The sequence below is a fragment of the Nonomuraea sp. NPDC049400 genome (assembly GCF_044466425.1).
In the GTDB taxonomy this organism is placed as follows: Bacteria; Actinomycetota; Actinomycetes; order Streptosporangiales; family Streptosporangiaceae; genus Nonomuraea.
In genome coordinates this window covers 216,051-227,252 of record NZ_JBITMP010000016.1, presented here as the reverse complement: position 1 = coordinate 227,252, position 11,202 = coordinate 216,051, and the positions used below count along the sequence as shown (strand labels likewise).

The following is an 11,202-nucleotide window of genomic DNA, read 5'->3' as shown; positions in this document are numbered from 1 at the left end:
AGATCGGGCCACCAAGCTCGATCACAGGCCCGGCTCAGCAGATCGCGATCGAGATGCAACCGGCCGGGATCGACCGCTTTACACCAGCTACCTAGGCTGTCCCGGTGATCAACGTGGTGGAGTGGACCAGGCTGGAGCCGTGGCGGGTCGCCCGTGCGCGCACCGACCGCGGTGAGACCGTGATCGTCAAGTGGGCAGGCCCTCATGTTGACAGCAGACACACCGAGGCGTGGCGGTTGCGCACAGAGGTAAGCGCGCTGCAGTTTCTGGCAGAGGTTGCCCGCCGGCACGGTGACCTTCGCGTTGTCGCCCGCGGTGACGCCGTCCACGGCGCCGGCCCACAGTTGGCCGCTGCTGCCGGAGGCCGGGTCCTTCTCGACCTCGAACTCGGCCCGCAGGAGCCCGCCGTCGGGGTCGGTGACGCCGGCGAACAAGGTCGGGGTGGTGGAGGTGGTGTAGACGATGCCCTCGTTGGCCGTAATCGGCGCCGCGCGCAGTTGCCCGACCGAGGGGGTGGAGCCGTAGGTGATGATCAGCTTGGCCGGGGTGTCGCCGCTGCCCGCCGACTCCTGGGACTGCCAGGAGCGCTGATACTGGTCCTTGAACAGGGTGGGGTCTTCGGTCACCAAGCGCAGCGCGATGCCGTTGCCTGCCGCGCCGCCCGCCCAGTCCTTGGCCATGCCGGTCACCGGCCAGGTCCAGGTACCGGCTGGGATGGCGGAGTTGCTGGTGCACTTGCCCGGCTCAGTGGCCCGCTGCTCGTCCTCGGTGGTGGCGGTCGGCTGGTTGCTCCAGTAGGTGGTGCGCGGGTCCCAGGCCGAGGTGATGCGCTGTGCCTTGACCGTCTGCCCGGTCACACAGCCCCAGTCGAAGCTGCCGCCGCTTTGCAGCTCCAGACGCGCGTCGGTGACCGACTTGCCCACGATGGCAGCGGTGTCGAAGGCCAGCATGGCGCGCATGAAGCTGCGCAGGGTGCTGGTGTCGCTGTTGCCCACCGTGATCGAGTTGCCGCCCGACTGCCCGTTCGGCGAGACCACGGTCACGTCGCCGAGCGTGGTCAACGAGCTGACCGGATCCACCGTCACGGGATAGCTGGTGGCGGGATCGGCCAGGAAGTTCGCATCCGGCCGCAGCACCAGCAGCTGGCGGCCGTCCTGCTCAACCACCTGGGTGTCGATGGTGCCGATCGGCGCCGCCTGCACGGACTCGGACGAGGTCCGCGTGGAGGGGGAGGCATTGTGCGGGGCCGCCCCGTACATGACCGGCTGCGGAGCGGCGGCCACCGTCTTGCCCTTGCCGTCGGCAAGCTTGAGCCCGCCCTCCTTGGTCTCGGCTAGCGCGAGTCCCTTGACCTCAACGGGAATCTTGTACTCCACCGGGCCGGTGGGCCGCTCGCGCAACACGATGTCGTGGCCGAAGCCGCTCGGCAGCGCGGTGACCACCAGATCGGCGCCCGGACCGGCGGCATCGGCGTAGGTGGCCTTGTTGCCCTCCACTTTCGGCGCGGGAAGCGGGGTGGGCCAGGTCAGCGCATAGGACTGGGTATCGGAACGTTCCATCCGTGCCAGCGGTTTGTCCGCCCCACCGGCGGAAAACTCCACCACCGCCTGGGCGGCCTTGGGCCGCAAGACCCCGTCGGCCGCGACCAGCGAGGTGTCAATCGGCACCCACTGCTCGCCGCGCCGGATACGGGCCACGCCGCTGGTCGTCTCGACCGTGATCGTCCCATCCGGGTTGGCGTAGGACACGCTCGACTCGGTCGTCGCGTCGCCGATGAGGACCCGGCTGCCCTGCAGGCGAGCCGACAACGCGGCGGAGACACGGTCAGGCCGCTCCGATACCGGCTGCACGGCGGGCGTCGCGGAACCGGTTGGCGTGGGGGAGATCTGGGCGAAGGCCGAGGCGTTCTCAGCCGTTAAAGACGCGCTCAGCGTCAGGGTGGTCACCAAGGTGGTGACCAGGAAGCGCGTCCCGGACCGGCGCATGCGCACCGGCGCGGATGGACGCGCTGCGGGGGGTGAAGATGAACTCACCCATACCTTGCTTTCAGCATGTTTCTAGGTAATACGCAGGCAAAGCGGAGGAAGCGTATATGAAGATCAATTACGTGATCGGGACAGGCCCCCGCTACAACGGAAGTCCCTCGATGGCACGAGCGAGTGGCCGCAGCAAATGCCGGATCTCATGCGGCAGCCGCCCGCGCTGTCCAAGGCGGAGCTGGGTCACCCTCGCCGTTGATCACAGTCGAGGTGTACGCATGTACTGCGGTCTGACGTCATAACCGACCCGACGCAGAACGAGTACCTCAATGCCTGCCCCCTCTCTGGTCGCGACCGCGCCGCCGCCGGGCTGGAGGCGATGGCGGCTGGCGAACTCGACAAGATGCTGATCGCCGCGATCGGCCTCCGCTGGATGGCGAGGATGCCGAGCAGGAATTGCGCCGGCTCACCGACAGGCAGATCCTGGCTGCGGCCGCCATGACGAGAATCCAGGCACGGCAGCTCGCCCGGCACATCAAGGCGGCGCTGCTCCACCTGCGCGCCGCCCAGGGCATCGCCTGCCAAGCGGGCGCGGGCCTGCTGGCCGAAGCGTGGGAAAACGTGCCCGCCCAGATTCTCCTCGGTGCCTCCCAAGCGGTCGAGGCGGCCGACGCCTGGGCCATCCGCAACGCCGCCGCAGACGGCTGCGGCAAGGAGACCTGGGGCGTACAGCGCTGGTGCAGCGAACCCGACGGCGCCCTCCTGCAGGGGTGATGATGAACAAGTCCATCCCGGCGCCAGAGTCTGCCACCGCGATTCCGCTGCACAGCGACCGTCTGGCCGCCTGTACCGACGCCGTCGAGACCTATCTCCGCTCGGCCGCGCTCGCCGCCCGCGATGGATGCCGGGTCGACGGCCAGGACCTGGTCGACGATGGACCAACCTCGCACGCCCGGTCAGGTCTGCCGGTAGCGCCCGGCACCGCTCGGCGCACCACCTTCTCTATGGCGCGGTCCATGATCGGATGGCTTCGGCCGGAGATCAGGCCGTCGCGCGCTCGCCTTCGTCCTGCTCATCGCGAGCGAGCGGGTCACCGGTGACTGACAGTGCGGTCCGCCCGCGCCCAGCACCTCCGCGTCGAAGGCAAGCGCCCTTCACCGCACAGTCCAGTTCCAGGGCGGTGGGGTGGGGAGATCACCTGGAGCTCAATGCGGGGCCGGGGCCTTCAACGACGAGATGGGCGCCGCCGTGACGGCGCAGATGGCCGACACCCTGCTCCTGGGGCGCAAGACCTATGACAGCTTCGCCGGAGCGTGGCCGGAGCGCGAGGCCGAGGGCGGGGAGGACGCCGGCTTCGCGAAGACGCTCGGCGACGCACGGAAGATCGTCGTGTCGCGCCAGCCCCTGGAGTTCACCTGGCGGAACTCCGAGCTGCTGCAGGGCACCTGGCCGAGGCCGTGACCGCGTTGAAGAACGAGCCGGGCGGGCGCATCGCCATGAGTGGCTCGGTCTCGGTGGTCCGCCAGCTGCTGCAGGCGGGACTGCTGGACGAACTGCACCTGCTGGTGCACCCGATCGCCGTCCGCAAGGGCGAGCGCCTGTTCGACGAGGGGGACAACACCGTCCCTCTGGAGCTGATCAAGTCCGAGACGTTCACGACGGGTGTGCTGTACCTGGTCTACCGGCCTGCCAAGGCGAGCGGCGACGCCTCCTACGACGACGCCAAGGTTCACCTGCCCCAGGACGAGCAGTAGAAGCGATTGGCGTGCGCGGCCGGGGTCTCCCACTCCCAGCCGCCGTGGGCGAACGCGATCGCCGCCCGAAGGACGAACCGGCTGCCCGCCCGCAACGGTCTCGGCATGCCTCGCACGGGTCATCCGCCGAGACCGCCTCGGCCGGATTGATCCATGAGCATGCCCAGGTCGCACGAATGTGACAGTGTTTTCGGCTCCAACGGGCTGTCAGCAGGCCGTGGGGGTCACGCCCGGCCCAGCAGGTCGAGGTCGAGCGCCATGCAGCGGATGCCGCCGCCGGCCTTGAGGAACTCCTCCACAGGTGAGAGCAGGACCGTGAACCCCCAGTCCTCCAGCGTCGTCCTGATCCGCGGCGGGCAGGCGGGCATGACCACGGTACGTCCGACCACCACGGAGTTGGCGCTGAAGGTGAGCGCCTCGTCGACACTGATGATCAGCGGCTCCGGCACCAGCTTCTCCACGGCCCGCTGACCTTCCACGTCCCAGACGGCCGGCGCGTAGAGCGCCCGGCGGTCATCGAGCGGGCAGAAGGACATGTCGAGGTGGTAGAACCGCGGGTCGACGATCGGCACTGCCACCACCTCGACGCCGAGGACGCGGGACAGATGCTCCGCCGCGGCGGGCGAGGTGCGCGGGCCGGTGCCGCACAGCAGCACATCGCCGAACCGGACCACATCACCACCCTCCAGGTAGAGGGCGGGGTCGTCTGGCCACGGGATCTCGGTGAACCCGTGTTCCAGGAGCCAGGCCGCGCCGTGCTCGGCCTCGTTGCTGCGTTCCGGATGCCGGAAGCGGGCCCGGACGAAACGCTTGGCGGTCACGACGCCCACATCGGTAGGGAAGACCATATCGGACAGCCCGGGCAGCGAGGGGAAATGGTGCACCGTGGCGCCGGCCGAGCGCAGCCCGGCCACCAGCGCGTTCCACTCGAGCCAGCTCTTGTCCCGGTCCGGACGGCGTTCGGTGGTCATCCAGGGGTTGATCTCGAAGGTGACGTCGAAGTGGTCGGGGCTGCACAGGAGAAAGCTCTTGGGCGGGTACGGCGAGCCGGTCGCCGGGCCGGTTACGGTCATCTCAATCTCGTCGTGCGACTGCGGTGGACATCAGAGGAGGACTCGCGAGTCCGCGCCGGCGCGGATGGCGCGTGACCGGCGAAGATCCCGGGAGACGACGCTCTTCTTCAACCAGCGATCGGCGCCGTCGTAGGCGGCGTGGAACGGACGCCGGCCGTGGACCGCCCGGAAGTTGTCGATGAAGAGGATCTCCCCGGCGTGCACCACGATATCTTCCAGGCAGTCGTCCAGCTGCTTGGTCGCCAGTTCCAGCGCGACCGCCGCCTCGGCGTCGCCCGGCACCGCCGACATGAAGTACGGGTCGATGCGCAGGTACGGGCGATCGGGCCCGCCGAACAGGATCGCCGTGGGGCGCGGGGCGTGGCCTATCTGCAGGACGGTCGAGTTGGGCGAGGCCATGTCCTGGCGCGCGTTGCGCAGGTGCTCGTCATCGGGGCGGATCAGAAAACGCGGCTCGGAAAGCGTGCGCAGGATGTCTTCCGGCAGGTTCAGGGAGACGACGCTGGCGTACGTGGTGGGCACCTTGCCGTTGTTGCGCAGGCCCATCAGGCCCAGGTAGTCGCACCGGTAGGGGTGGAAGCCGTCCTCGGTGTGCCATTCGAGCAGGTTGGCGCTTCCATGACCGCTCTGCTGGCGCTCCTCGCCGCGGATGGGGATGACGTTGTGGACGAGCCTGCCGTCCTGCAACGTCGACCAGCCGAACGGCTCGCCCAGGATCGAGGCCACGAGGAGGAAGAAGAACTCCTCGCGCCTGGTGGAGACCGGGTCGGCCTGCTTCGACCAGTGCGGCGGCGTCGGTCCGATGGCGGAGTCGTCCACCTGGAACCCCCGCACGACCAGGGCTCCCGCGGGCTCGGTCAGCCGGAACGCGCGCAGGAAGCGGGCCAGCCCGGCCGGCAGTCCGGCGGCGACCTGCGGGGCGTCCAGCAGGAACTCCGGCGCCTCCGGGTGGGAGTACTGGCTGATCGTGGACGACAAGAGGTCCTCAATCCGCTCCTGCTCCGTCGGCAGCAGGTCATAGTAAAGGGTGTCGGTGGGGTGCGAAGAGGTGTCCATATGGCCCTTCCAGATTCTCATGGTGTCCGGCCTCAGGCGGCCGGGATGGGAGGCACGGATCCCCGGGAGTCGATCCACGCTGCCAGTTCGGCCGGCGTGGGCGCTTCGAACAGCGTCCGGATGCTCACCTCGATGCCGAGGACTGTGGACAGGCGATTGACCAGCCGGGTGGCGAGCAGCGAGTGGCCGCCCAGGTCGAAGAAGTTGTCTCGCACCCCGATCTCGGTGGCGCCGAGCACCTCGGTGAACAGGTCGCAGACCTGGACCTCACGGTCGGTGGCCGGCGATTCCCGGCCGGAGCCGGACACCGCCGGCTCCGGCAGCCGGGCCCGATCGACCTTGCCGTTGGCGGTGACCGGAAGCGAGCCCAGGATGACGAAGGCGGAGGGGATGACTGCGGTCGGCACCGCCGCGGCGAGATGGCGGCGCAGCGCCGCGGGCGCCGGCGGATCGTCGGCGGCGACCGGCACGACGTAGGCGACCAGGCGCGGGTCGCCCGGATCGTCCTGGCGGACGACGGTCGCCGCCTGTGCCACGCCCGGGTGCGCGGCCAGGATGGTGTTCAGCTCGCCGAGTTCCACGCGCACGCCCCGGATCTTGACCTGGTCGTCGGTTCGCCCGGCCAGTTCCACTGTGCCGTCCGGACGCCACCGGCCGCGGTCGCCGCTGCGGTACATCCGGCCGCCCGGCGGGCCGAACCGGTCGGCGACGAAACGTTCGGCGGTCAGGTCTGGGCGGCCCAGGTAACCGTGGGCGAGATTGTTGCCGGCCAGGTACAGCTCGCCGACCACGCCGACGGGCACCGGCCGCAGAGCCTCGTCGAGGATGTAGACCTGCGTGTTCCAGATGGGCCGCCCGACCGTGGGCAGGGCCGGCCAGTCCTCGACCGCGTCGGGCAGCGCGTCGCCCGTGACGCCGTGCGTCTCCGACGGCCCGTACTCGTTGCGGAGGATGAGCCAGGGACGCGCGGCATGGAACTCGCGCACCAGCGGGGTGAGCTGGAGCGCCTCGCCGCCCTGGATGACGTACCGCAGGGCGGGCAGACGCAGCCCCAGGGTGGTCGCCGCCTCGTAGACCGCGGCCAGCACGGCGTTGGTCGGGTAGAACTCGGTGACGGCTTCCGCCTCCAGCCACCGGGCCAGGCGCATGGGGTCCTGGCGGGTGTCCTCGTCGGGGATGCACAGCGTCTTGCCGTTGAGCAGGGCGGTGAGCATCTCCTGCTCGGAGACGTCGAAGCAGACGGCGCTGAACTGGGCGACCCGCGCACCGGGGTGGTAGGGCACCTCCGAGGCGTGCCACAGCAGCTCGTTGAGCATGACGCGACCGGGCAGCACCACACCCTTGGGACGTCCGGTGGTGCCCGAGGTGTAGATGACGTAGTTCGGCGTCTCCGTGCTCAGGGGCCGCGGCCTGTCCCGCGCCGTGGGATCGGATCCCGCGGCCCCGGCCAGCGCCCGCCTCACCTCGGCGTCGTCCAGCGCCAGGACCTCGACGGGCAACCGGTAGCTCGGTGCGGAGGCGGCCACCACGATCGACGGGGCGCCGTCCTGGAGCATGAAGCGGATCCGCTCCTCCGGGTAGGCCGGGTCGATAGGAAGGTAGGCGGCGCCGCACTTCAGAACGGCGAGGAAGGCCTCGACCGAGCGGCTGCCCCGGCTCAGCAGCACCGCGACCCGGTCGCCCGGGCCGGCGCCCCGCGACAGCAGCAGCCGGGCCAGGCGGTTGGCCCGCTCGTTGAGTTGCGCGAAGGTCAGTTCGCCGGTGAAGCAGCGGATCGCGGCCCGGTCCGGCGTGGCCGCGACCTGGCGCTCGATGAGCTCCGGCAGCGTGGCGGTGGGCAGCACGGTGTCCGTCGCGTTCCACCTGCGGAGCACGTCGTCCCGCTCACCGGGCAGGAAGATGTCCACCTCGGACAGCCGGCGGCCGGGCTCGGCGGCCCACCGTTCCAGCAGGACCACGAAACGGGCCGCGATCAGCCGGGCGGACTCGGGCAGGTAGAGGTCGGTGGCGTACTCCAGCCTCCCGTGGATGCCGGCGGGCGAGCCGTCGGGGCCGTGCCGCTCGGTGAGCTCGAACAGCAGGTCGAAGAGGGCGGCGCCGGTGAAGACCTCTTCGGTCTCGGCGGTCAGGCCCGGCAGGCGGAAGCCCTCGCCGGACTTCTCGACGGTCAGCTGGAGCATGACCTGGAACAGCGGGTTGCGGGACAGCGACCGTGCCGGATTGACCTCCTCGACGACGTCTTCGAAGGGCACGTCCTGATGGTCGAAGGCATCCAGGTCGGCCTGCCGTACCCGGTGCAGCAACTCACCCAGGTCCGGGTCGCCCGAGACGTCGGTCCGCAGGACGACGGTGTTGACGAAGAAGCCGATGAGCTCGTCCAACGCCGGATCGGAGCGGCCGATGACCGGGGTTCCGATCGGGATGTCCGCGGGCGCGCCGAGCCTGGTCAGCAACGCCGCGATCGCTGCCTGCAGAATCATGAACACTGTCGTGCCGGTGCGCCTGGCAAGGGCCTCCAGCCTCCGGTGCAGCGACGGGTCGATGGCGAGGGCCGTCATCTCGCCGCCCCCGCCGGCGACCGTCGGCCGCGGCAGGTCGGCGGCGAGGGAGGGGCTGTCCGGCAGGTCACGCAGCGTGCGGCGCCAGAAGTCGAGCTGCCGGATCGCGAGCGGGGTACGGCGGGCTCCCGAGCCGAGCAACTCCGCCTGCCACAGCGTGTAGTCGGCGTACTGCACCGGCAGTGGCGGCCAGGCAGGGGAGGTGCCCTCCCGCCGCGCGGCATAGGCATCGTGCAGGTCCCGGGTGAGCGGGAGCATCGACCAGCCGTCGCTGCCGATGTGGTTCATGGTCAGCAGCAGCACGTGCTCGGTGGGGCCGAGGCGGAACAGCCGGACCCGCATCGGCAGATCGGCGGCCAGGTCGAAGGGCCGCTGGATGTCCTGGCGGATGGTGGCCGCCAGGTCCTCGGTGTGCTCGACCGGCAGTGGCGGGCGGGCGGCCTCGGCCGGCAGCACGGTCTGGTACGGCCGGTCCTCGTGCACGGTGAAGACCGTGCGCAGGGCTTCGTGCCTGGCGAAGACGTCGGCCACGGCGGCGCGCAGGGCCGCGTGGTCGAGCGCGCCACGCAGCCGGATGGCGAAGGGCAGCGTGTAGGTGGGTGCGGCACCGAGTTGGCCGAGGAACCACATCCGCTGCTGGGCGGGTGAGAGCGGGACCCGCTCGGGCCGTACGGCAGGCAGGACGGGCGGGCGGGTGCTCGCGCCCGGTTCCATCAGGGCGGCCAGGGCCGCGGGCGTGGGCGCGTCGAACACCGCCCGGATCGACAGCCCGGCGTTCAGCCGTCCGGCCAGGCGGACGGCGAGCAGCGAGTGCCCGCCCAGGGCGAAGAAGTCGTCGGCCGGGCCGACGCCGTCCAGACCCAGCACGTCGGCGAAGGCGGCGCAGACGGCGGCTTCCCGCTGATTGGCGGGCCGATCGCCGGGCGCCTGGGCACGTTCCCGCGGCAGGGCGGGGAGCTGCGCGCGGTCCAGCTTGCCGTTGCTGTTGAGGGGCAGCCGGTCCAGGAGCAGCACGGCGGAGGGCACCATGGCGGCCGGGAGCCTGGTGGCCAGCCAGTCGCGGATCAGCGCGGGCAGGCCCGTGGTCTCCGGCTCCGCCGTCGCGGCGGGGACGACATAGCCGACGAGCTGCGCGTCGCCCGCATCACGGTGTACGGCGACGGCGGCGTGCGCCACCGCCGGATGCTCCTCCAGAACGGACTGCACCTCACCCAGCTCGATACGGAAGCCGCGGATCTTCACCTGGTCGTCCACCCGGCCCTCGAAGACCAGCAGCCCCCCTGCCGTGCGCCGGACCAGGTCGCCGGTGCGGTACATCCGCTCGCCGGGCCGGAAGGGACAGGCGACGAAGCGCTCGGCCGTCAGGTCGGGGCGGTTGACGTAGCACCGGGCGAGTCCCGCGCCGGCGATGTAGAGCTCGCCGCCGGCGCCGTCCGGCACCGGGCGCAGCTCGTCGTCCAGCACGTAGGCTTCGAAGTTGGGCAGGGGCCTGCCGATCGGCGGGGCTCCGGCCACCTCCTCCTCGTCGGACCAGGCGGTGGCGTACACCGTGGCTTCGGTCGGGCCGTAGATGTTCATGATCCGGGCCGCGCCGGTGGCCTGCTTGACCGAGGCGGCGACCCGGGGGGACAGGCCCTCCCCGGCGAAGACCACGGTCTCGGACCGCGTGCACCGGTGCTCGCGCGCGGTCAGCTGGTGCAGCACCGATGGGACGCCGCTGACCAGGGTGGCGCGCGGCGCGTCGGCCGATCGGTCGGCGAGCGCGAGCGCGTCTTGGAGGACCTCGACGGTGCCGCCGCAGACCAGTGGGGCGAACAACTCGAAGACCGAGACGTCGAAGCTGAGCGAGGTGGTGAGCAGGGTGCGGGCCAGGCCGTCGGGGCCGAAGCGGGCCGAGGACCAGCGCAGCAGGTTCGTCATGCTGTCGTGGGTGATGGCGACGCCTTTGGGGCGTCCGGTCGAGCCCGAGGTGTAGATGGTGTAGGCGAGGTGCTTTCCGTCGACGGCGCCGATGCGGTCGGAGTCGGTCAGGTTCGAGCTCTCGGGGGCGGGTGCGCCGGCGGGTTCGCGCGGGTCGAGCACCGGGATGCCGGAGCGGATGGCGGCCATCGCCGACGGCCCCATGGCGCCAGCGGTGCCCGTGCCCATGGTGCTGGTGGTCAGCAGGAGGGCGGGGCGGGCATCGGCGAGGATGTACGCGATCCGTTCCGCGGGATGGCGGTCGTCCAGCGGTAAGTAGCCGGCGCCCGTCTTGAGCACCGCCAGGACTGCGACGACGAGGCCGGCGTCGCGCGGCAGCGCGAGCGCGACCAGGCTGTCGGGACCCGCGCCCCGCTCGACCAGGCGGCGGGCGAGGCGGTTGGCACGGGCGTTCAGTTCGGCGTAGGTGAGCGTCACACTCCCCGCGACGACCGCGGCCGCCGCCGGAGACAGGGCGGCCTGCGCCTCGATCATCGCGGCGGCTGTGACCGGTGCGGCCAGCCGGGTGTCCGGGTTCACGACGACGGTCACGACGCACTGCCCATCATGGCGCCCGCGTCCGGGGCGTTGCCGGCCGGGGCTTCGCCGAGTTGCCTGCGCAGGCTGCGCGGTCGCAGGTCGGTCCACGTCTCGCGGATGAAGCCGAGACACGCCTCACGTCCTGCGGCGCCGTACACCACCGTCCAGCCCTGCGGGATGTCCACGAAATCCGGCCACAGCGAGTACTGGTCCTCCTCATTGACCAGGACGACGAACTGACCGCTCGGATCGTCGAACGGGTTCGACATGACAGTCACAGATC

The 11,202-nt window shown here is 70.8% G+C and carries 9 protein-coding genes; 3 read left to right on the top strand and 6 right to left on the bottom strand.

What is annotated here, in order from left to right:
- The coding region (locus ACIBVN_RS26310; RefSeq protein WP_397140643.1) for a DNRLRE domain-containing protein at nucleotides 1-1,985 on the bottom strand (1,985 nt) is incomplete at its 3' end.
- A gap of 492 nt (nucleotides 1,986-2,477) precedes the next feature.
- On the opposite strand from ACIBVN_RS26310, the gene ACIBVN_RS26305 reads away from it, so the two are divergent.
- The 3 genes from ACIBVN_RS26305 (at nucleotide 2,478) to ACIBVN_RS26295 (ending at nucleotide 3,733) form a co-directional block, all read left to right on the top strand.
- Nucleotides 2,478-2,753 (top strand): hypothetical protein, encoded by a 276-nt coding sequence (locus tag ACIBVN_RS26305; protein WP_397140633.1) that lies wholly within the window; start codon nucleotides 2,478-2,480, stop codon nucleotides 2,751-2,753.
- Between the two features lie 411 nt (nucleotides 2,754-3,164).
- Complete coding sequence (locus ACIBVN_RS26300; protein WP_397140631.1) at nucleotides 3,165-3,440, top strand: dihydrofolate reductase family protein; 276 nt, start codon at nucleotides 3,165-3,167, stop codon at nucleotides 3,438-3,440.
- On the top strand, nucleotides 3,437-3,733 hold the full coding sequence (locus ACIBVN_RS26295; protein WP_397140629.1) for a dihydrofolate reductase family protein: 297 nt from the start codon (nucleotides 3,437-3,439) through the stop codon (nucleotides 3,731-3,733). Before ACIBVN_RS26300 ends, ACIBVN_RS26295 begins: the two co-directional genes overlap by 4 nt.
- Here ACIBVN_RS26295 and ACIBVN_RS26290 read toward each other — a convergent pair.
- The 5 genes from ACIBVN_RS26290 to ACIBVN_RS26270 all read right to left on the bottom strand — a co-directional run bounded on the left by ACIBVN_RS26290 (nucleotide 3,709) and on the right by ACIBVN_RS26270 (nucleotide 11,188).
- Entirely contained in the window at nucleotides 3,709-3,840 is a 132-nt protein-coding gene (locus ACIBVN_RS26290; RefSeq protein ID WP_397140628.1) for a hypothetical protein, read from the bottom strand. The genes ACIBVN_RS26295 and ACIBVN_RS26290 overlap by 25 nt on opposite strands.
- A gap of 117 nt (nucleotides 3,841-3,957) precedes the next feature.
- Nucleotides 3,958-4,806, bottom strand: coding sequence for a dimethylarginine dimethylaminohydrolase family protein (locus tag ACIBVN_RS26285; RefSeq protein WP_397140626.1), 849 nt, complete (start codon nucleotides 4,804-4,806; stop codon nucleotides 3,958-3,960).
- 30 nt (nucleotides 4,807-4,836) lie between these two features.
- The gene (gene gntD / locus ACIBVN_RS26280) at nucleotides 4,837-5,862 is read right to left on the bottom strand and encodes a guanitoxin biosynthesis L-enduracididine beta-hydroxylase GntD (protein WP_397140624.1); all 1,026 of its coding nucleotides are present in this window, start codon (nucleotides 5,860-5,862) and stop codon (nucleotides 4,837-4,839) included.
- 32 nt (nucleotides 5,863-5,894) lie between these two features.
- Entirely contained in the window at nucleotides 5,895-10,931 is a 5,037-nt protein-coding gene (locus ACIBVN_RS26275; RefSeq protein ID WP_397140622.1) for an amino acid adenylation domain-containing protein, read from the bottom strand.
- On the bottom strand, nucleotides 10,928-11,188 hold the full coding sequence (locus ACIBVN_RS26270; protein ID WP_397140621.1) for an MbtH family protein: 261 nt from the start codon (nucleotides 11,186-11,188) through the stop codon (nucleotides 10,928-10,930). Before ACIBVN_RS26270 ends, ACIBVN_RS26275 begins: the two co-directional genes overlap by 4 nt.
- Between the last annotated feature and the right edge of the window lie 14 nt (nucleotides 11,189-11,202).

What these genes read in the sequence shown, in the direction of transcription:
- ACIBVN_RS26285 (WP_397140626.1), bottom strand. Translation starts at nt 4,806, where the DNA reads ATGACCGTAACCGGCCCGGCGACCGGCTCGCCGTACCCGCCCAAGAGC.
- ACIBVN_RS26290 (WP_397140628.1), bottom strand. Translation starts at nt 3,840, where the DNA reads ATGCCGAGACCGTTGCGGGCGGGCAGCCGGTTCGTCCTTCGGGCGGCG.
- ACIBVN_RS26305 (WP_397140633.1), top strand. Translation starts at nt 2,478, where the DNA reads ATGACGAGAATCCAGGCACGGCAGCTCGCCCGGCACATCAAGGCGGCG.
- gntD (WP_397140624.1), bottom strand. Translation starts at nt 5,862, where the DNA reads ATGGACACCTCTTCGCACCCCACCGACACCCTTTACTATGACCTGCTG.
- ACIBVN_RS26270 (WP_397140621.1), bottom strand. Translation starts at nt 11,188, where the DNA reads ATGTCGAACCCGTTCGACGATCCGAGCGGTCAGTTCGTCGTCCTGGTC.